This is a genomic window from Mesorhizobium sp. M0894, assembly GCF_040319725.1.
In the GTDB taxonomy this organism is placed as follows: Bacteria; Pseudomonadota; Alphaproteobacteria; order Rhizobiales; family Rhizobiaceae; genus Mesorhizobium.
On record NZ_JAMYOG010000026.1, the window covers coordinates 32,617 to 53,890 of the forward strand.

The window sequence follows — 21,274 nt, forward strand, 5'->3', positions numbered from 1 at the left end:
GTTGAATCTTCATCCTGGTTCGGCCCGGAAGCCTTCACTCGGACGCGCGCACAGGAGCCCCCCATTTGGGAGATGCGAGCCTCTATTTTCTGCCGCAGGCGGCAACACCAAGCGGACGTGTACGCCGCAGCCGTTACCATGATCACCACGGCCGGGATTGCCTCTCTGCTGCGACTGGTTTGTTGTTCCTTCTGCAAATTCTCTGGACCTTCGGAGGCAGGCTGTTTTCCATCCAGTTGCCGTCGATAACCCTGCACCATGAGCGGTTTCCTCAAGTCTGGAGCGGCGACGCGGTCGGGCTTTCGTGTACAGGCCCGGCGGCAGAATTCAGTTTCGTCGCAAAGGCCAAAACGAGAGCCGCACATGCACCCTCGACGCTGACGGCGAGCGTCCAGCCTAGGACCAGGCCTTGAAGTCCATCAAGCTTCGCCCCCGCGACCACGAAGCACAGCTCCAGCAATCCTCCAAGCGCGAACCAGCGAGATGCCTTGCGCATCCTGTCGCCCAGCCGCGCCAGCGTGCAGGCATGAAATTTGAGCGTTGATCCCAACAGGCTGAAGCCGAGGAAGCGCAGGCTCGAACCGGCGATCTCAGAATAGGCCGGATTGAAGACCGCAAGGATCTCTTGCGAATAGATGAAGACAAAGACGGCGCAAGCCAGCGAGAAGAGCAATGACGCCATGAGCGACACAAGGAAGTCGTGTCTGGATTGTTTCGGGCTCGCTCTGACCACGGGAAACAGGATCGTGGCCATGGCTGCTGGAATCAACGAGGCCATGGAGACCAGCATCCACAACGGCACGAAGGCGGCATTTGTGATCGGCGACAGGAGAACCAGCACAAGGTAGGGCATGATGACGATCGGGGCCTGCAAGGCCACATCGAGCGAGTAGTGGTCGAACACCTTGCGTCGGAGCGTATGGAGCAGCTGGAAATCGGGGGTCCCGACGAGGCGACGCGCACCGCCTCGGGTCAAGAGATCGACGCCGATACAGGACGCCAGCAAGCCGGCCGCCCAGGTCAGAAGAAGCGCTGCATTGGAGGCGTAGCCGGCGGACGCGGCGGCGGCGATCAGCATCAGCTTGATCGTGGAGAACAGCACTTGCCTGATCATCTTGCTGCTGCTGCGCAGGTTGCCCATGAACGCCTGATCGGCCACAATGCCGAGAACGGTCAGGCCGCAGCCGAGAACGAACGCAATACCCTCGAGCCAGCCGCGGATCGGGCCGGTCGAGCTGTTGAGGTACGCCTCCCCGAAGACAAACAACAAGGCCAGGCCGACCGCCAGCGCGACCCCGACGGATGCTGCAGCGGCCACGAGGCCGCGCTCCTTGCCGGGATGCCGTACCATTTCACCCATCAGCAGGGTCCCGAGCCCGGCCTCCCCCAGCAGGCCGAAGAGCGCCATCACGGACAGGAGGGCGGAGGCGTTGCCGATCACCTCCGGCGCAAACAGCCGGGCCGCGAGCCACCAATAAACAAACCCAAGACCGGCCGCTGCAATCGTTCCGATCGCCAGAGCGCCGGTATTCATGACTAGCGTTGCGCACATTCGAAGCTCCCGGCGCACGCGAATAATGGCCATCCCGGCGAGATCTACCTGCAGGCATGATGGCTCTCCCGAGCCTTGCTGCGCCGGCACCGGGGACCTGCTGGCCGCGGTGCGCAGGACGTCCTGATAGACCTGCTCGATCCGGGTCACGACCGCTCCGGCCTTGAGGCGTCCAACCCTGGCGAGGCTTGTCGCCTCCAGGCGGGCCAGCAAGGCGCGGTCCTCCAAAAGTGTCTGCATTGCGTGGGCCAGGGCATGCGCGTCAGCTGGGGGCACGAGAAGCCCTGTTTCGCCATGATCGATGAGATCCGGCATGCCGCCGACATCGGTTGCGACGACAGCCTTGCCTGACGCCATTGCTTCCATAATGACCGTTGCGCAGGCTTCGGGCCCGACCGATGGCAGCACGCCGAACAGTGAGCGCCGCCATGCATGCATGATGGCGGAATGCGGCCACGTAGTGAAGACTCGGACATTCGGCGGAAATTCGGTTGGCGTGTCGGCGACATGGCGCCCGATCAGGACCAGCTGCGGCGCCCGCTCCAGGCCGGCATAGGCTTGCAGGAGAACGTCAATGCCCTTGAGCCGCATCATGTCGCCGACGAACAAGATGAATCCATCCCCGGGTAGCTCCCGCAGGCAGGGATCTTCCGGGCCAAGCAGCCCGACATCGTCGGGCACGAAGTTGGGGATGACCTCGTAAGGGGCGCGGCCTTTGGTGAGTCCGGTGTGACGCGCCACCGCGTGGCTCACCGCGATGAAGCGGTCCACTACACGCCGAGCGGCGAAGCTCGACGCCCAGTTGCCCATGGTGGTCGCGGCTGCCTTCACGGCGCCGTAATGCCCTGTGGCGCAGGGCAGGCACTTGGCCGGCGTTGGGCCACTGCAGAGATGGGCGCCCAAGTGCATGAAGTTTTTCTTGGCGCAGACAAGGCCGTAATCGTGGAGCGTGACCACGAGGCGTGCCCCGCTCAGACTTTTGAGCGGCAGGAAGGACGCGTAGATCCAGTTATGGGCGTGGACGATGTCCGGCCTCTCCTGGGCGACCAGCCGCTTCAGGGCTAGCACCAGTTCGGGATCCGGGAAAGGTGGTGCGTGGCGGCGCTCGGGATCGGTGTGGAGGCCTGACAGACGCTGGAGCGTGCCGCGCAGGCGGTGCACGCGGACCGCGCCGTCCAGCTCGGTTTCGGGCGATCCGGGATGCGTCAAGGTCCCGACGCTGACATGATGGCCCCGCTGCGCCAACGCCGCGCCGAGGTTGCGGACGTGTCGCTCCTCTCCCCCGATCACCGGAGGATAGAACTGCGACAGTAGCAGGATGCGCATGGTCGAGCCTCGTTTTCAGATGCGCGGCACCAGCGTCGAAACGCGGCGATAGAGTCGGTTGTCTTCCGGCCGATAGAGCCGGGCCTCCGCCTTCTGCGGGGTAGCCAAAATGGACACCGGGATCTCCCGCGCCCACGTCTCGCCCGGCGCGATGGTGAGCAATCGGAAGACGGCGAACGGTTGCCCGTCGAGGGTGATTTCCAGGTCGAATCGCTGAGCTTGGGTCTCAGCGCTCCTGATGCCGACGGTGATCCGGCCGGACTCGCCACTGGCCGATGGCAACAACCAGAGCTCGGTGTATTTGAATTCCCGGTAGGTCGCTTCGTCCCGGACGGCCAACGCATAGGCTCCGGTCGCCACAAGCACCGCTAGGATGAGCGCGGCGCCCTGCCAGAGCCGCACCCGCACCGGAGCCGGCCAGGCTGGCAGATCGGGAGTGTCGCGGCGGCCGGCGGCCACCAACGCCGCGGTGGCCGTCACGGCCCAGAACCACAGCGCCCAGCCGAGCGGCGTAAGGAAGCCTGCGGCGTTCAGGGCAAAGCCCCCGGCAATGCCGGCGGCGAGGCTTGCTCCGACAGCGTAGACGAGGTGTTGCAACGCGGAGGTGGTCCTGATGCCAATGGCCCGCAGCACCGTGTGGCCCGAGACGAGGAACACCATGGGCGCGCCCAGGGCAGTACGGAGGAGCACGCTGTCGCTGACCGCAACGGCCGCCACCGCAGCCCCCGCCCACAGGCACGCGGCCAGAAGGTCCCGCTTGCTACAAATTCTCATGCAATCCCCTCACGTCATAGATGACAATCCAGCCGTTGTCGTAGATGCGGGCGACGCCCTTGACGTCATTGAACTTGAGCAGCGCTGCGCCCGAGAGCGGCGTTCCCTGCTGCCCTTGCCACGGCTGAAAGTAAAAGCCGAGCACCGGCGGAGCCGTGGTCAGGCGCAGGTCAATCAGCAGGAAATCGATGTCGCTTCCCGCCAGGGCCCAAAACTCGTCGGGCCCCAATGTCTCGGACTCGAATATGCGCGCGGGATCGATCCCTTCGACGATAGTGACCCTGACGTCCTGCCGGCCATAGCCCGCGAGCAAAAGGCGGTTGATGCGGTCGGTGGTGAAGCGGTTGCCCGCACCAAGCCATTCCTTGGCCCAGCGTGCCGTTTCGATCCCCATCGGCTCGATCGATTCCTGATCTGCGGAGACCCTGTAGCGCCCATGGATCGGACTAATTGAAGAGCTCGTGACGCCGCCCAGGACGATGACCGCCAGAGCAACGGCCGGTGCGACGCGGCGCCACCCGCGTGGCGTGCGGCCCTGCCAGAAGTGGACGATGCTCACCGCGACGACCAGCCCGACGGCGATGAACACGAACGTTCCCATGCGGTTGCCGATTTCCCATCCAGCGATGGTCAGTCGGAAGGCGACCGAGACTGGAAGCCCGAAGGCCAGCAAGCTGAGGAGCACGAGGCGGCTGTCGCGCCAGCGGCGTTTAAGAATGTCCTGGATCGGACGCCAACCGGAGCGCGGACCACTCGGCGCTGCCATGGCCAGCGACCGAAAGAATCCCGTTGCCAGTCCGAGTGCCACCAGCAGGAGCGCCAGCAAGGTGGTCAGCCGCATGTAGAGGGCCTTGTCCGGCGCTCCGAGGTGCTCCGACCGCGGGGTGGGCGCGCCCAGGATCTTCCCGAGCAATGTGTCGAAACCGGACTCGATCACCGGGCCGAGATAGCCTGTGAGAGGGATGCCACGGGCCTGCACCCACAGGGACGGCAGGGCTATGGCGAGGATCGCCGCGAGGCCGACGGCAATGCTGGTCTTGATCCGCAGGGGGTCGTGCCGGCGCAAGGCCTCGAGGGCCGCCAGCGCTCCGAAATAGATGGCGGCGAAGGCGGCCGAGAGGTGATGTGTGACCGCCAGGCTTGCCAACAGCAAGGCTATCAGCCCGAGCGACTTCAGCCTCGGTCGCCCGACGAGATCCTTGGACGCTGCTTCGACCGCGAAGGTCAGCACGCACAGCACGATGCCAAGGCTCTCGTAGGAGAACATCGAATCGAACAGGAAGAAGGTTGAGCAGCCCATATAGGCCAGACAGGCGATGGCCGAGATACGCGGCGATCCGGCGATGCTCTCGAGGAATAGAAACAGGGCACCGATGAACGTCCCCTTGAGGATGACCAACAAGAGCGTCCCCGACACAAACAAGGGAAGTCCCGTCAGATCGACGATCGCCGTTGTCAGGATTTCCAGGGCGGGATACGTTGGCCCGATCGGGAAAAGCGGGTTGGAAAGGAACAGCCGGCGGGCCGTGACGAGATCCTCGGCCGAGATCCAGTGCAAGACCTCGTCATAACCGCTGAAGCTCGTCGGGGAATAGACTATCTTGCAGTAGAACAGGGCTTCGGCAAGCAGGAAGAGCAGGAACAGGCGCTCACCACGGGCTGTCGTCGGCCAGGCGATGCGAAGGCAGGTCGGAGCGACCAGAAGGACGACACCGGACCAGAAGAGCGGCGGCGCCACGTCATAGCCCCGGCGTCCGGCCGCGTGCCCGGCCACGACCAGGAGCACAGCCGTGGCGACCGTCAGGCACAGAACCGCGATCCATCCGGAATTGGCGCGTTGCGGCGGGTCACCGGCGCTGCCGCCGCGAAGGTCGGGACCGATAACGGCCGAGACGAATCGTATCCCGGCCTGGAGCGGGTTGATCCTGGTTCCTGCGGTGAAATGAGCCGGCGTCATCAGCGTCATGCCCTCCGCACAGGAGGCCACGACGTCGCGCCGCCGGGGGGCAAGCGGACCGTGGATCGGCTGCCCAGGACATCACAATAAACGTTGCTCAGCGCTTGCGCGCAGGCATCCCAGTCCGGCAGCGCCAAATCCGGGACCTGCCGATGGGCCTTCAGTTCTTCGGCCATGGCGGCGGCCAGCTCTCCAGGACCGGCGTTGCGCGGAATCGCCCGGCACAGGCCATTGGCGGCCAGCTCCCCCAGACCGGACGTGTTGCTGACGAGGACCGGACGGCGCAGCGACAGGGCTTCCATCACGGCGATCGGATGGGCTTCGTATTCGCTGAACAGCACGAATAGCGCGGCGCTCGCCAGGAGGTCAGCCATTTTCTGCCGGTCGGATCCGGGGATGCTCGCGATAGTGACCCGCTTCTCGAGGCCGAGTGTCGCGACGAGGCGCCGCAATTCTCCCTCATACGGGCCTGTTCCGACGACATGCAGTCGCGCGTCTGGCACCCGGCGGATCAGTTCGGGCAAGGCCGCAATCGCCCGGTGGTGGCCCTTGTAGCGCTCCAGCCTGCCGCCCGAGACGATCAGGTGCGGATCGATCTTAACGCTGGGGCTCGCAGCGGGCATTGCGGCACCGTTCGGGATGACGACAAACCGCTCCCGCGGCAGGCGCATCCTAGCGCTGAAGAAGTTGGCCTCGAATTCGGAGACGCCGATCAGCCGCGCGGCCCGGGCCACCAGCGGCCGAAGCAGCGCGTGCTGGGTGCCGCGCACGGCGTTGCGCAGCCGGGAGGAATGTCCGCCGCTGTGGAAGGTCAGAATGAACGGCACCTCCCCGCGGACCGCCGCGAGCAGCCCGATCGGCACCACGAAGGTGCTGTAACCTTGGAAATGGATCATATCCCAAGCCCCGCGCCGGATCGCGGTATAGATGCCAGGTGCCACATAGAGGTCCAACTCCCTCGGCCAGGCCGGCACGCGCTGCAGGTGCATGCCGCTCACCTCCTCCTCCACCGGCAATTCCCCCGAGGGATCGGTGGTGAGCACATCGACCGTGTGGCCACGCGCCGCCAAGCGAGGACCGACCTCCTGGATGTGAGTTTCGATACCGCCCATGAACGGATAGCAGCGAGCGGCAACCATCAGGATTCGCATTCGGGGCTTATCCACCGGCATCATAGGCTTTCGCATTTCGCCTGTGCTGTTCGTGCAGCCTTTCGCGCAGGATGGTCTTGAGAACGCGCCAGCCGTCCGGGATGGCGCGCAGATGGCTCACACCGCTAATGCGCGAAGCCTCGAAACTCGCCACCTCGACGATGATAAGGTGGTTCTTCAAAGCCCGCACGTTGATGAGGGTCTCGATCTCGAACCCATCGCAGTCACAGTTCAGCGTGGCGACGTGCTTGGTCCAGAAGGCTATATATCCGTAGCATAGATCGGAGAACAAACCGCCATAGAGCAGCCGCACCATCAGGGTCAGCCCCCAGTTGCCGAGCATTCGGAACAGCGACATGTCGTTGGTGCCGGCGCCTTGGAGGAAGCGTGAGCCCTTGACCAGATCCGCACCGGCCATCAGCGCACTGACAAAAACGATCGCCTCCTCCGGGACCATGGAGCCATCGGCGTCCAGCATGACGATGATGTCGCCTGTGGCGGCCAGGAATCCCGCTTGCAATGCGGCGCCCTTGCCCCGCCGGGGCTCCATGACAACCTTCACGTCCTCGCGCAGGCGGCGCGCGACCGCGACTGTGTCGTCCGTCGAACGACCGTCCACGATGATGATCTCGTGCGCCCAGTTGGGGATGCGCGGTAGAAGCCAAGGTAGGTTCTCGGCTTCGTTGAGCGTCGGGACGATAAAGCTGACTCGGGGCAGAGTCAGCGACCGCCGCAGCGCGACGCTGATTGGGTCAGGCGTCGACACGGCAGCGCCGCGGGCGACGATGCTGGAGACAGGGGCATTCATGGCAGCACGGTGCGGTCGAGCCGTCGGACCAGCGGCGAAGGTTGGAAGCGAGCCAGGACTGCCGACAAGTCTCGGGCGAGAGGACGGGGCCCGGACCGGAACCGGCACGTGGGACCGAAGCCATTCGCGGCGGAGGGACCGATGAAATCCAAAATCCGGTGCTCCACACTGCGCGCACGCAAATGCGCCGCCAGCGACAAGCCGTAGGTGCCAGCTTCGATGGCAGCGACATCCCCGGATGTGCTTATTCTAAGCATATGCGGACTCCACGACATGATGAAACAAATATGAGATGAAATAAAAATGAGCGATGGAAAGAGATTTCCCCTCTCTGGAAAGAGACTTCCCTCTCTTCGTCTGAGCAATGCGAACATTACTAAGAACATTACTAATGGGGCTCCGCAATGGAAAGCACAATAGATGGTTAGAAAGCACAATAGGTGATTAGCTCTTTGTGATTATCCCTTCAGGGTGGTTCCGGCCCAAACGCCAGCGCAGATGATACGGCAGCGGCACCGATCACCTTCAGCAGCTACGCTGGCAGGGCTGCCAAACCCGTAGGTCCGACCTCTGGAGCCGACAACATCGCAATGCCTTTAACGCCAGCGATGACAATCATCGACCCGCGGCCGGATCTCGAGCGACAGTCTCTACCAAGCGAGCGGTGCAGCATGCAGCGAAGGTCGCCGGCGCGATGAACCTCGCGCGCAACGCCGACATTGCCACTGGCCAGAAGCTGCGACGTGCAGGTTGGCTCGCTCCTTCACTCGGCCGTGATTTCCGAGCTACCACTTGTTCTGTGTCCGAGAAGGGTTGAGCGCGCCCGGCCCTTCGCAGGGGGTACCTTTCGCTAGGCCAGCTGGCTACGGGTAGCTAAACCGGACGCGAGACCGGCCAGGAGAGGTGCTGCCCGTGCGGTCCCGAGACCGGCGGATCGGATACAAGCAACCGATACGAGGTCGTGACCTCTCGTAGACCCCCGATATGACCGAACAAGTCGATCACCTCCAGGCCGGACCGCCGGTTGTAGGTGTGGCACCCGAACGCTCCGGACCGAATGCGACCGACCGGTGTCTGGGCAAATTCCGACTCGCCGAGCGCATCGATCCGGCAGAACGTCACCGCGCCGCCATAGCCGCGCGCGCAGTCTTGGACCGGGCGTAGCGTCCGTCCGCCGTGTCGGATGACGGCGCCTGCAGGGCGGCTGAGCGTGGCATCGAGCAGGACGGGGTTTGCGGCATGGGGCGTCCAGGACCCGGTCAGGCTCTCGGCACGGTAGAGGCTGAGGACATCCCAGGACGTGGACCTCCACAGCCTTGGGCTGACGAAAAACCAGAAGCCACCCTTGTGGCAGAGCGGCGTGGTGTCGTAGCCCTCGATGCCCTCGATGAGGCAGGCCTCCCGCGTCCACCGGTAAGGGAATTCCACGGCCCTGTAGAGGCTGATATTCTTGGCCGCCCCCGATTCGGGGATCATCCAGATCTGCCCATCCTGCTCGAACACGAACGGGTACGAGAGGTGATGCGGTTCCTCCAGGACGATCTGGGGTGCGCCGGCGGTCCCGTTCCGGTTCGCTGTCACGACTGCAATGCACCCCCGTTTCTTCGAGTAGAGGTACTGTTCGACAAAGATGAAATCCTGCCCCTGGTGCCGGAACGGGAACGGGTCGGCAAGGTAGCTGTCGGTGTCCCCGGTAAGCACCCGGAATGCTGCGTCGCCTTTGTCGAGCAAGCTCGCCGATTCGTCGAAGCGCCAGCCAATCCCCCACCTCCTGCCGCCTCTCGCCAGGATGTCCAAGAACCTGATTGCCTTCGATGTCACTGTGCGTGTCGCTCTTGCAAGGGCCGGAAGCGCGCCGAGCGAAGGCACGGCCGTGCGTGGGCCGGAGACACCGGACGCGGCTGAACCGGTTTCCTCGCGCAAGGCTTTTAGGATCAGCGCCACAGCGCAGGAGAGGACGCTATCGAGGCTGGCTGCGAACACTTCACGATCTACACGGGCCGGACGCGCCATCCACGGCTGCGACGGCCGCGCCGTGTCGTGCAGGTCGACGAGAGGGTCCTGATCATTCGCCAAGGCCGCCATGACTCCGATCTCGCCGGGTACGCCGTTGAAGAGCGGCGTCAGCACGCGCCGCCCCGACGGGAGGGGCTCCTCTCCGCTCAAATCGATCACCACGTCCACTTGGTCGGCCAGAGGCGGCGGCAGGGATCGCAGCGCCGCCTCGACGGGGTCGGTGGCGCCGTTGACACGTAAGCCATAGACTAGTCGTTCGAGTTCGAGCAGCAGGCGGAAGATCAACGGCAGCGGGCGGCAGCCGGTCGCGAAAGCGCAGGAGATATCGTTGCCGGGCACTTCAGCAAGCGCCTCTGCCAGCCACAGATGCCAGCGCAGCGGCCGCGACGGATCGAGACTCAAGCAAATGCGCATTGTGTTCTCACGGCGGCTTCAACAAGACGACAGCTTTGACGAGAACCACCTCGAGCGAGGCGCCTTGCCAGCTGTCGGCGGGCCCGCGAGCCAGGGAGGGAGATAAAAAGCCACAGCGCTCGCCACAGCGCGAGAATACTTCCCACCTGCTACTACCGCGGGGACTCGCCAATACGAGGAGCCGAACTCTTGGTTGGGAGCGATGTCTGACAGCACGGGTCCATACTCGAGCGACCGGAATCGGCTAAGCACCACTATGCCCGAACGACGACGGGCCGTGCGAGGTCAGAGGAGGTAATCCTTCGGGGCCGTTGCACTCGGCGCCCGGTGAGAGCCACATGCCGGGATGATTGTCGACTGGCAACGAGTGAAAAGTGAGCTGCGCAACGCCGGACTGCGCGTGCTGGTGTTCGCGTTGCTATCTGTTCCGGCAGCCGTGAGCGCCGCGGACAGCTTGTCGGCAACGTCCTTCATCAAGACCTCGGGCACGGAGTTTACCGTCGACGGCAGGCCGTTCTTCGTGACCGGCGTGAACAACCACTATTTGACCTACGGGTCGCAGGATGAGGTCACCCGCGTTCTCGAGGACGCGGTGGCGATGGGCGCCAATGTGGTTCGCATCTTCCTCCAGCCGGTGATCGGGTCGCCAGACGGAAGCATCGCGACGATCTGGAACTGGCGGCTCGAGGCCGATGCCGGCGATCTCGCGAGCGCTGGCTGGACGAGTTGCTGATGCCCTACGCCGATCCGCGCGTGCTTGGTGCCGGGCGGCCGCCTCGAGGCTCTGTGGCGCAAACCTCGGCCCTGGTGGTCTTAATGCTGAAAACAGGTTTCCGGGTGGGCCGAATCCAGCGCGTGGAAGCCTGGCTTGTCAAAACCAAGACCATCGCACCGTTTATCGAAGAGTTTGGGCCGACATTGGCAGCTCAAGTCGGGAGAATTCGTGGATGCGTATCTTGATGCGTGCGCAATCCTATCTGCCGATTGGCGGTGGCCAAGAGGGCCACGTCCGGAAGCTAAGTATCGATGGCGCCCGCCGCGATCATGACGTTGCCGTTGCCACAACCGATCAGCCTGGATCGAAAACCGGGCAGACCGAGGATCACGTCTGCAGCGAACACCGGCAGGTCCCGCCCTCCCCCACGATCTCAGTGATCATTTGTGCCTACACCGTGGACAGATGGGAGCTGATGCTTCAGTCGGTGGCGTCGGTTCAGGAGCAGACCTTGCAACCCTGCGAGATCATCGTATGCATCGACCATAATGAGACCCTTTTCCACCATTGTGCCGCGTACTGGGCTGACTTCGCCGCATCCACCCCTCCGATACGGGTGATCCAGAACAAGTACGACGGGCACCTGGGGTCGGCCCGAAACACGGCAGCCGAGACAGCTGCCGGAGACATCGTGGCGTTCTTGGATGACGATGCAGCGGCCGACAAGGACTGGCTCGCGATTCTCACCGCCCCGTACCAGGATGAGCGCATCGGCGCCGTCGGCGGGCGTCCGATGCCGGTTTTCAAGGCTGGCCGCCCGGCCTGGTTCCCCGTGCAGTTCGACTGGGTGTTCGGATGCGCTTATGACGGCCTCCCGACCAGCCGAGGCCCTTTGGCTCATCTCATAGGAGCCAACATGTCGGTCCGGCGGACCCTCCTCGAGCAGGTGGGAGGGTTCCACTCCGACAATCACGACGACATGGACATGTGCCACCGCGTGGCGCACATCAAGGGCAGTGCGGCGGTCATTTACGAACCGGCGGCGACCGTCCGCCACTTCGTACCCGCCTCACGGGCGACTTGGAAGTACTTTTGGCGCCGCTGCTTCTTCGTCAACAAGGGGAAGGTCGAGGCCTTCGCCCAGATGGGCGACGCCGCCACACTGAGTGCAGAGGCCCGCTTCGTCTGGTACGCACTGACCAAGGGCGTACCGCGGGGGATTTCGCAAGCGGCCAAGGGTGATGCCCACGGGCTGGCCCGGTCCGCGGTGATAATCGCTGGCGTGGGGCTGGCCACGGCAGGCCACGTCGCCGGCCGGATCGAACTGGCGCGGCGAATGCGCCGGCAGCGCCAACAGGCAACCAAGCAGATGCTGGACACAGCCGCGCAAGCCGGTGGGCGAGGGAAATAAATGCCGTCTTCGATAATCATTGGTTCGGGTCCAGCTGCAGCCGCCGCCGTGTTGGCGCTGTCCGAGAAGCCGGATGAGAAGATAACCGTGTTCGATCCGGGCACAGTGCTGGACGCGGAGACGCAGGAGGTAATCTCCAGGCTGTCCAAGCTGCGTGTCGGCGACTGGGATGAGGAGGACGTCCGCCGGGTCAGCCTGCAACCCAAGCAGGTCCGGTCCGATTCGCTGCCGGAAAAGAGAAGCTATGGATCCGATTTCCCGTTTGTCAACAAGGGCCAGCTCGACGGCGTCCACTGCGAGGGTAGAGTCAACTCAGCTGTCATCTCAAGCGCCTACGGGGGGTTCAGCAATGTCTGGGGGGCCCAGATTATGCCCTTCAGCGCCGCCACGTTCAAAAGATGGCCGTTCGGCTTCTCGGATATGCAAGAGCACTATCGGACCATCCTGGGTCACATTCCTTTCGCTGGAGAGTCCGACGATCTCGAGGAGTGGTTCCCGCTCATCGGATCCCCGGACCCCCTTCCGCCCCTGGCACCGCGGACGCAGATGGTCCTGGCCAACTACGACCGGCACCGCGATCGTGTGCGCTCCACAGGAATAGCGATAGGCCGCGCCCGGCTCGCCTTCTCAGCGCCCGAATGCCAGCCCTGCGGCCTGTGCATGACCGGGTGCCCGCGGTCGCTAGTCTTTTCGGCCTCGCACAGCTTCGACCGCTTTAGGCGCAGCGGGAGGATCGACTACCACAGCGGGCTGCTCGCGGTGCGAGTCGACCAGGAGGCCGACACAGCCATCGTGGAGGCCCGGGATCTGTCCAGCGGCCGGATCCAGCGATTCACAGCCGACCGGATCTTTGTGGGCTGCGGAGCAATTGGGACCACTCGGCTGATCTTGGGCTCGCTCGGATCGGACCAGCCGGTACATCTTTCGGAATCGGCTCAGTTCATTCTTCCAATGATATCCGTGAAGCCGACCCCCGACCCACGTATAAGGCCCGAGTTCACGCTCAACCAGTTCAACATGGTCATCGCCCGGGACGATGAGGGCTTCGATGTCTCACAGATTCACTTCTATCCGTTCAACCAGGCGTACTACGATGCGCTACCCGGCTTCCTCCAACACCGCGCCGCCGCCTTCGCGACGCATCGGCTCCTGAGCCGGTTGACGGTAGGCCTGGGCTACTTGCCGTCCTGGGCATCACCCAAGATCCGGGTCACCGCCCGGGTGCCCGCAGCTCCTGACGAGCTTCCCCAGATCACGCTCACTTCGGAGGGCTTCAGCGGGGCCAAGGCCAGGGGCAAAGACGTGCCTCTGATGCTCTCTGACGTAATAAAGCGGATTTGGAGGGCGGCACCTTACCTTGACTTGTGGCCAATCACGCGGAAGATGCTGTGGTCGGGCGGGGCCAAGAGCTACCACTTTGGCGGCAGCTTTCCCCACGCCAGTGAGCCGGATACTGGAAATGCTACGACAGACCGCCTCGGGCGGCTGGCGCGCTGGGACCGGATCCATCTTATCGACGGGTCCGTTTTCCCAAATGTTCCAGCTACTACCTTTACCCTGACGGTGATGGCCAATTCTCATCGCATCGCCTGCGAAGCGATGGAACTGAAGGGTTGAGCGTTCAATGCGGATCGGCATCACGGGAGCTAACGGGTATGTCGGGACCATCCTGCGTGCCGCCTTCGCTGAAGAAGGGCATGAGGTCATCGCGTTCGCCCGTCCGAACCGGGTGACCTCCGAATCTGCCGCCGCAACGGTCGGCGTCGGCGAGTGGCGCCCATACGAGATCGAGCGCCCGCCGTCGGCGGCCGCATTCAGCGACCTAGATGTGCTCATCCACGGTGCATGGGACCTGACTCTCGTCAGCGCCGGCGATGTGTGGGGTGTCAATGTGTCCGGGTCGCAGCACCTCCTCCGCAATGCCGCCGACGCAGGGGTTCGCCGGGTCATTTTTATCTCCTCGATGTCCGCTTATAAGGGAACTCGACAGTTGTACGGTCAGGCCAAGCTAGCTTGCGAGCGCACCGCTAGCAGTCTGGGAGGTGTCTCCACCCGCCTCGGATTGGTGTACGGCCCCGGTTGGGGCGGGATGATAGGCGCGCTGCGCAAGCTCACCAACCTGCCGGTCACACCTCTCATCGGGGCACGCTCCCATCAGTTCACCGTGCATGAGGCGGACATGGCAGCTGCCATGGTGCGTATTGTCGAGTCGGACATGCCCCTGCCGGAACCGGTAGGGCTGGCCAACCCCGAACCGGTACCGTTCCGACGGCTCATGAAAGAAATCGCCGCGTCACAAGGCAGAACACTGCGCGCCGTCCCCGTGCCCTGGCAGCTTGTCAGTGGCGTCCTCAAGGCAGCTGAGGCCCTGCATCTCCCCCTACCCTTCCGATCCGATTCAATCCTTGGGCTCGTGCACCCGACGGCAGAGGTTCCCGGCGTAGAGCGGCTCAAGGAGCTCGGAATTGAGTTTCGGTGCTTCTCGCTGGACGGCGATCGACCTTAATCTAGGACATCGCTTGATAATCTAGGACGTTGCATCAACACTCCTGGTCGAAAACCGGCTCGATGCGCCAGAGATATTACCCGCACAGCGAAATGTGCCGTCGGCGCGATCGCAAGAAGAAAGCGGTTGCGCATGCCGTTTGCTGCGATCGCGTCACGCACAATCCCGGTCCAGCCCCCTTATGAAGGGCTTATGAAGGGGCGGGCGAGATACCGCTCCTGATCGTAAAGAGGGAAATGCCCCTTTTCCTTCGCGAGAGCAGCGCTCGCCTCACAGGCCGCCGGGGCAACCCGTGCCATCCCGGCAAGGCTGCGGCGTGCTTCTGTCCCATAATGCTTCCCGCAGAGCATGAGCGCATCGCACCCCGGAGCCAGAGGAGGTAATCCTTCGGGGCCGTTGCACTCGGCGCCCGGTGAGAGCCACATGCCGGGATGATTGTCGACTGGCAACGAGTGAAAAGTGAGCTGCGCAACGCCGGACTGCGCGTGCTGGTGTTCGCGTTGCTATCTGTTCCGGCAGCCGTGAGCGCCGCGGACAGCTTGTCGGCAACGTCCTTCATCAAGACCTCGGGCACGGAGTTTACCGTCGACGGCAGGCCGTTCTTCGTGACCGGCGTGAACAACCACTATTTGACCTACGGGTCGCAGGATGAGGTCACCCGCGTTCTCGAGGACGCGGTGGCGATGGGCGCCAATGTGGTTCGCATCTTCCTCCAGCCGGTGATCGGGTCGCCAGACGGAAGCATCGCGACGATCTGGAACTGGCGGCTCGAGGCCGATGCCAGCAATCTGGCGGTGAGAGGCACGTACCTGCTCTCCTGGGACCCTCGCACGAACGGGATGGCGATCAATGACGGCGCCAAGGGCATGCAGAAGGTTGATTTCCTCATCGCCGAGGTCGGCAAGCGACGCCTGAGGCTCATCATCGGCTTCCTGGATTTCTGGAACTACACGGGTGGCGCCCAGCAGATGCGGGCTTGGTATGGGAGCCGGGACGAGTCCACGTTTTTCTTCGAAGATCCGCGCACGAAGCGCGACTACAAGAGCTGGGTCAGCCACGTCGTGCAGAGGGTCAACCCGCTCACCGGGCTCGCCTACCGGGATGATCCAACCATCATGGCCTGGGAGCTGATGAACGAAGGCAATGCGCAGCCAGAGGCCTTGCGATTGGCCTGGACTGCCGAAATGTCGGCCTACGTGAAGTCCCTCGATTCCAATCACCTTGTCAGCTCAGGGAACGCCAACATTCTCAAAAAGCTCTCCGATTTGACGATCCCGTCCCTCGATTTCGGGACCTGGCACGGCTACCCGCTTTACTACGACCTCACGGTCCAGCAATTCAACGACATGATTACCGAGTTCTGCCAGCTGGCGGCCCGCGCCAAGAAGCCGGTCCTTCTGGAGGAATTCGGCTATGCCCGCTCCAATCGGGACTTCGCCGAGGCTTACGCCATGTGGCTCGACACGCTGACGCGCAATCGCAACTGCGCCGGCTGGATCGTGTGGCGGCTGGTGTCGCGGCAGGACAGCGGACACTATCCCGTCGACGAATACGACCAGTTCGATGTCCACAATGACGGAAGCGCGCTCTGGAACATCCTCAAAGCCGCCACGGCTCGGGCGACGCAGACCCGCGAAACCAGCCGGGCCTTAGAACTCAGCCCGCAAGTCCCATGACTGAAGCCCTCCGTCGTCATTTGTGCGCACACGCTCGACCGCTGGCACGAGTTGAACTGCGCGGTCGCGTCCGTCCGCACGCAACGGGCGCTCCGCGCGTGAAAGCGAGGCTGACTGTCAGAACGTTGTCGCCGGTCAGGACAAGCGATGCCGCATTCGTGTCTACGTTCTGGACGAACACGGCCAGCTTATGGGGGGTCAACCTTGCTTGCACAGACGACGATGCGGCGAAAGAGCACGCCAGGCGGTTAGCAGACGGCCACAAGGTGGAGCTTTGGCGACTGGTTGCGCGGTTCAAATTTGACAATCCGCGGGCCGTCCCGCGGCGACGAAGCGTCCGCGCGCCCTAGGGCCACGTTCCGCCATTTCGACAGGCCGCATCTCCTGTATTAGAAGGTGTTAATAAGTTTTCGCCCAGCCTCATTCTCGCCGCAAATGGCAGTAAAAGTCGCTTGGCTTGCGTACATTGTCCTTAATAATCACTTCACGTGTGGTACAAGACGGTGCGATGTAAGTCATGAAGCGAAAATGCCTGCGTTTTACTTAGGGCGCAGGTGGAATAAAAAATAAAAAGCGAAATGAACTAAGGATCTACTGTTGCTTCTACTAAACGGCAAGCGGGGCGGTGCGTCCGCCGGAAGTGCTGCGCTCGACTTCAACTCGGCTGCGGCTCGAACCGTTGAACACTTTGCGTGCGTCGGCAGCGCCACCGATTCAAGGGAGGGCCTGATGGGCATTCCCGCCGCCAAACCTCACTTTCGATGGCGAGTTCAACGTTAAGCTCGCTCGACAACAATGTCTGAGCGAGGACTTCCAAAGCTCTGCTACTTTGAAATCCGTTCGCGGTGCCTAGCTGCGAGCATGCGGCATGTCGCGCCTTCGGGGTGCGCGGTCGTCGAAATTCCCTGTTTTCAACCCCAAATAAGGATCACGGAATGGCTCTTTCCGCCCCCATAGGCTTTGCGTCTAGCGACTTGGTCTTCGAGGAAGACTTCTCCGGCACGGCGCTCGACAGCGATTGGCATACCTATACCACCAGCAATGCCGCCAACGGCTGGCCATGGAACAGCAATGGATCAGGAGGCAGCGGCGTCGGCGCGACGTATTATGCCGACTACGACATGCCGAGCCAAGTGTCCGTGAGCAACGGGCAGTTGAATCTCACGGCGATCAAACAGCCCGTCAGCGGCATAAACAATGGGACGGCACAGACATTCCCGGTCACGTCCGGCGCAGTCAGCAGCTACGGCAACTTCGAATTCAACGGCGGCTACCTTCAGGTCAGCATGAAGGCGCCGAGCGGCGACGGCGCGTGGCCAGCCCTCTGGCTGTTGCCCGGCCAAGGCGCCGGCAGCAGCGGCGACAATTTCGAGATCGATATGCACGAAGGCGGGTTTACCGAAAGCTCCGGCCCGGTTGACAATAACTTCAGTTGGCACCTTCACGGCCCATCTGGATGGGTCGGCGCGAGCATCGACAGCGGCGTCGACCTCACGGCCGGCTTCCACACCTACGGCATCAACTGGGATCCCGGTAAATCGATCACCTGGTATCTCGACGGGAAGCAGATGGCGCAGGTCACCAGCGCACAGGCGACGATCCCGAATGAGCCGATGGAATTGATCATGAACAATGGAGTCGCGAATTCGAACACGGCCGGATGGCACACGGCTCTCGACAGCTCGACCCCTTCGTCGATGCAGATGCAGGTCGATGAGATTCAGCTCTATCAAAAGGCCGGCAGCGGCGACACCGTCGCGGGCGCGAACGTCGCTCCCCCAATCACTGGGACGACCGGGACCGAGACTGGGTCTATCCCAACTTCCGGCAGCACCAGCGATGGCACCTTGTACGGCACCAGCGGTGCGGATGTATTGCATGGAAACAGCGGCCACACGATGATCGGCTATGGCGGCAACGACACTTATTATGTCGATAATGCCAACGAGAAGGTGGTTGAGGCAGTGGGCGGCGGCAACGACAGTGTGATCGCCTCGGTGAGCTATGCGCTTTCGGCTGGCTCGGAGATCGAACATCTCGCCACCAGCAACCCGTCCGGCACGAAGGCGATATCCTTCACCGGCAACGAGTTCGCCCAGACCATCCAGGGCAATGCCGGCAACAATGTCATCAATGGCGGGCTCGGCCCCGACGTCTTGACCGGTTACGGAGGCCACGATGCCTTCTCGTTCAATACTGCTCTTGGAGCCGGCAATGTCGATAAGATCACCGACTTCAAGCGCTCCCAGGATACGTTCCATCTGAGCGATACCGTTTTTGCCGGGCTTCAGTCGGGAGGACTTCCATCCAAAGCTTTCTTTGTTGGTGCAGCCGCGCATGACAGTTCCGATCATATCATCTACAACAGTGAAACTGGGGCGCTCTCTTTCGACAGTGACGGGGCCGGCGGCGCATCTCAAATACAGTTCGCCACCCTTTCCCCACATCTCTCGCTCGGCGCAGCCTCATTCTATGTGACCTGAAGAAACGCGGGGCTGCCGTGGCCAAATAAGGACTGGATAAACAGCACCTCAGAGCCATGATCCCGAACCGAAGTCAGCGTAGCAAAAGGCGGGAGCCCCGTTTTCGGAGAAGATCTGCTCAAAAAAGAGATGGGGTTCCATCCCGATGCCATCGGGATGGAACAGGCTCTAGTTGTGAGCTTTCTGTAGGTTGTCCATTCGGACCGAACCGAGGAGACTGGGGTTGCAAAGCTTCAGCACTCACCGGAGGATCCGAATGAACATCCACAAGAATACCTGTCTGACGCCGTGGCGGCGAGAGGAACTGGTCTTTCGGTCATCGAGAGACATCTCTCCCAAGCCCTTGCGGCGCTGCCTATCGTGTGTCGCCAAGATCATGGCGCGCGTTGGATGGAGCGGTCCGAGGGGCTCGCGAGACAGGCCTCGCGCTCCACATTGGATCCTATTCGCGGGGCACATGTGGAGCAACATCGAACAACCCTGGTCTGCCACATCACGCAAACCTGGCGTGAACGGCCCCTTGTCGAACGCATAGGCGTGGTCGAGCTGATCGCAGTCACCGGCCTGAAGCTGGAAGCGCAGTCGATGCCGCGACCGACGAAAGGTATCAAGTGAGCGATGCCGAGATGGAGGCGTTCGACGATCTGAAGGCGACCCATTCCATCCGGAATGGAACTACACCATCCGTCCGAGATCAGTCGCAAGTCGGAGCGGTTGACGGTGTCGTAACCCGAGCTCCCTCCCCTGCGCAATCACACCAATGCTTGCAGGTGACGCCGATTTGGGAAACTATTCAGCCGCGAGGCCTCCAACAGGTTGATTTGGTCGGGCTGCCGCAGCTGAATTCGTGGCGACCTCTAAACCGACCTCGTTGTGCTGGGAAATACAAGTGCTGACGTCGCGGCGGTCATTCCTGGAACTCTTTGGCACCATGTCGCTCGCGGCATTCGCTCTGGCCAGTTATGCCGTCGCGATTGAACCTCGGTTTCGACTGCGTGTCACTCACTACAAGCTCCTACCGCCGCGCTGGCCGACGACTGCCAAGCCCCTGCGCGTCGTCGTGGTCGCTGACATCCATGCCTGCGAGCCCTGGATGCCGGTTTCCAGGATCGACCAGATCGTCGGTGTTTCGAATAGCCTGCAGCCCGATATCATCCTTCTCCTCGGCGACTATGTGATGGGCGTGCGGCCGCGCTATGCCACCGGGATTGTGCCCGACACTGTTTGGGGGAATTCACTTTCGAAACTTTCGGCGCCACTCGGCTGCCACGCCATTCTCGGCAACCACGACTGGTGGCACGGTGCCGATAGCGTCCGCGCAGCCCTCGTCGACAATGGAATTCCGGTCCTCGAGAACACCGCCACGCTTATCCGGCAGCAGGATGGCTCAGCGTTCTGGCTCGCGGGTCTTGGCGACCAGTGGGCCATGCAGTTTTCTCGCGGCGTGTACAAGGGCGTCGACGATCTGCCTGGAACAATGGCCGGAATACCCGACGACGGCAATCCGATATTGCTCCTTGCGCATGAACCGGACATCTTCATTACTGTCCCTGACCGTGTCAGCTTGACGTTATGCGGCCATACACATGGCGGACAGGTGCGCTTGCCATTCATCGGCCCCCCCATCATCAATTCAGCCTACGGACAGCGCTTCGCTTATGGGCATATCGTCGAGGGTGGGCGGCACATGATCGTATCCGGGGGTTTGGGCGTATCGTGGCTGCCGGTGCGCTTCGGCGTGTCCCCGGAGATCATGGTCGTCGATATCGGCCCCAAAACGTCCTCTCGTCCTGTCGACGAATGACATCTGCTGTCCCCAGAGAGACCTGCCGTCCGCGGACCGTTCCGCGTGAGGGTATTGATGGTCGTGTACATGCGGTCGGTTCGCCGTGTTCCCATCGCCTCCAAGACGAACGCGGCGCAGTCCATCATCCTTTCCCTGGACAGACGGAGTTCCGCTGATCCCTCTCGATTACACGTGAATGCCATTGAGAAGGCGAGCCAGGCGTCCGAAACGCCTTTCGTCGACATTCTCGCGGAACGGGAACTTGAATGCGGTCAGCGGCATCTAGCAGCCCACCCTTGTCGTCAGCGCCTGAGCAGGAAGCACCTCCAGAATACAAAACCCACGCTTGGACGAGAGATCCTTTCGGCCATCGGCAGGCATGGTCCTGTTGAATGAGGGGGGCGAACCAGGGCGTTGGGGCTACCCCCATTCCCGAAGGGGCCTGCGCCCGGCAGCGTGCTAGCATTGTTGCCCGCAATTGCGGAGCAGAAACCGTGACCTTGAACATAGTCGGCCAAGCCAGACCAAACACTTTTGAATTCGAAACCTCGGCGCTCGTCAAGCCATCCGGGTTTCGCGAATATGATGCGCGCTGGTGGTTTGGCCATCCCGGCTCGAACGAGCCGCCGGAGCTCAATCTGATCGGCGTCCAGGCGCTCGGCATGGGGCTCGGCACGCTGATCCGCCGTCTGGGTGCCG

15 protein-coding genes and 1 pseudogene are annotated in these 21,274 nt (G+C 62.6%); 10 read left to right on the forward strand and 6 right to left on the reverse strand.

Translation table 11 applies throughout. The annotated features are described in order from the left end of the window. Positions 1–271 precede the first annotated feature (271 nt). The 6 genes from NKH91_RS29675 to NKH91_RS29700 form a co-directional block, all read right to left on the reverse strand. Positions 272–2,878 carry a glycosyltransferase gene (locus tag NKH91_RS29675; RefSeq protein WP_352885251.1) on the reverse strand — a complete coding sequence of 869 codons (2,607 nt, stop codon included), beginning with the start codon at positions 2,876–2,878 and terminating at the stop codon, positions 272–274. A gap of 15 nt (positions 2,879–2,893) precedes the next feature. Continuing rightward, positions 2,894–3,595, reverse strand: a complete 702-nt coding sequence (locus tag NKH91_RS29680; protein WP_352549103.1) for a hypothetical protein — start codon at positions 3,593–3,595, stop codon at positions 2,894–2,896. Positions 3,596–3,638: 43 nt separating this feature from the next. After that, on the reverse strand, positions 3,639–5,618 hold the full coding sequence (locus tag NKH91_RS29685) for a putative glycosyltransferase family protein (protein ID WP_352951026.1): 1,980 nt from the start codon (positions 5,616–5,618) through the stop codon (positions 3,639–3,641). Next, positions 5,615–6,760: a glycosyltransferase family 4 protein gene (locus tag NKH91_RS29690; protein ID WP_352549099.1), complete on the reverse strand. Its 1,146-nt coding sequence runs from the start codon at positions 6,758–6,760 to the stop codon at positions 5,615–5,617. The genes NKH91_RS29685 and NKH91_RS29690 overlap by 4 nt, the downstream gene beginning before the upstream one ends. A 7-nt stretch (positions 6,761–6,767) precedes the next feature. After that, positions 6,768–7,676 (reverse strand): glycosyltransferase family 2 protein, encoded by a 909-nt coding sequence (locus NKH91_RS29695; protein ID WP_352885247.1) that lies wholly within the window; start codon positions 7,674–7,676, stop codon positions 6,768–6,770. Between the two features lie 765 nt (positions 7,677–8,441). Then, positions 8,442–9,998, reverse strand: a complete 1,557-nt coding sequence (locus tag NKH91_RS29700; protein WP_352885246.1) for a glucosamine inositolphosphorylceramide transferase family protein — start codon at positions 9,996–9,998, stop codon at positions 8,442–8,444. A gap of 346 nt (positions 9,999–10,344) precedes the next feature. Between NKH91_RS29700 and NKH91_RS29705 the strand changes: the two genes are divergently transcribed. The 10 genes and pseudogenes from NKH91_RS29705 to NKH91_RS29750 all read left to right on the forward strand — a co-directional run. Continuing rightward, positions 10,345–10,731 (forward strand): hypothetical protein, encoded by a 387-nt coding sequence (locus NKH91_RS29705; RefSeq protein ID WP_352885244.1) that lies wholly within the window; start codon positions 10,345–10,347, stop codon positions 10,729–10,731. After that, positions 10,731–10,958, forward strand: a complete 228-nt coding sequence (locus tag NKH91_RS29710; RefSeq protein WP_352549092.1) for a hypothetical protein — start codon at positions 10,731–10,733, stop codon at positions 10,956–10,958. The genes NKH91_RS29705 and NKH91_RS29710 overlap by 1 nt, the downstream gene beginning before the upstream one ends. Beyond that, positions 10,946–12,124 carry a glycosyltransferase family 2 protein gene (locus NKH91_RS29715; protein ID WP_352717692.1) on the forward strand — a complete coding sequence of 393 codons (1,179 nt, stop codon included), beginning with the start codon at positions 10,946–10,948 and terminating at the stop codon, positions 12,122–12,124. Before NKH91_RS29710 ends, NKH91_RS29715 begins: the two co-directional genes overlap by 13 nt. Further along, positions 12,125–13,741 carry a Rossmann-fold NAD(P)-binding domain-containing protein gene (locus tag NKH91_RS29720; RefSeq protein WP_352592103.1) on the forward strand — a complete coding sequence of 539 codons (1,617 nt, stop codon included), beginning with the start codon at positions 12,125–12,127 and terminating at the stop codon, positions 13,739–13,741. It begins immediately after the preceding gene. A gap of 7 nt (positions 13,742–13,748) precedes the next feature. Next, the gene (locus NKH91_RS29725) at positions 13,749–14,630 is read left to right on the forward strand and encodes an NAD-dependent epimerase/dehydratase family protein (protein WP_352549088.1); all 882 of its coding nucleotides are present in this window, start codon (positions 13,749–13,751) and stop codon (positions 14,628–14,630) included. Between the two features lie 431 nt (positions 14,631–15,061). Continuing rightward, complete coding sequence (locus NKH91_RS29730) at positions 15,062–16,306, forward strand: glycoside hydrolase 5 family protein (RefSeq protein ID WP_352885241.1); 1,245 nt, start codon at positions 15,062–15,064, stop codon at positions 16,304–16,306. A gap of 935 nt (positions 16,307–17,241) precedes the next feature. Continuing rightward, on the forward strand, positions 17,242–18,789 hold the full coding sequence (locus NKH91_RS29735; protein ID WP_352885239.1) for a family 16 glycosylhydrolase: 1,548 nt from the start codon (positions 17,242–17,244) through the stop codon (positions 18,787–18,789). A 390-nt stretch (positions 18,790–19,179) separates the two neighbouring features. Beyond that, a complete protein-coding gene (locus NKH91_RS29740; protein WP_352885237.1) occupies positions 19,180–19,404 on the forward strand; it encodes a hypothetical protein in 225 nt (74 codons plus the stop codon). Between the two features lie 277 nt (positions 19,405–19,681). Beyond that, the gene (locus NKH91_RS29745) at positions 19,682–20,593 is read left to right on the forward strand and encodes a metallophosphoesterase (protein WP_352885272.1); all 912 of its coding nucleotides are present in this window, start codon (positions 19,682–19,684) and stop codon (positions 20,591–20,593) included. Positions 20,594–21,069: 476 nt separating this feature from the next. After that, a pseudogene (locus tag NKH91_RS29750) lies at positions 21,070–21,274 on the forward strand (phosphomannomutase/phosphoglucomutase); the annotation flags it as partial.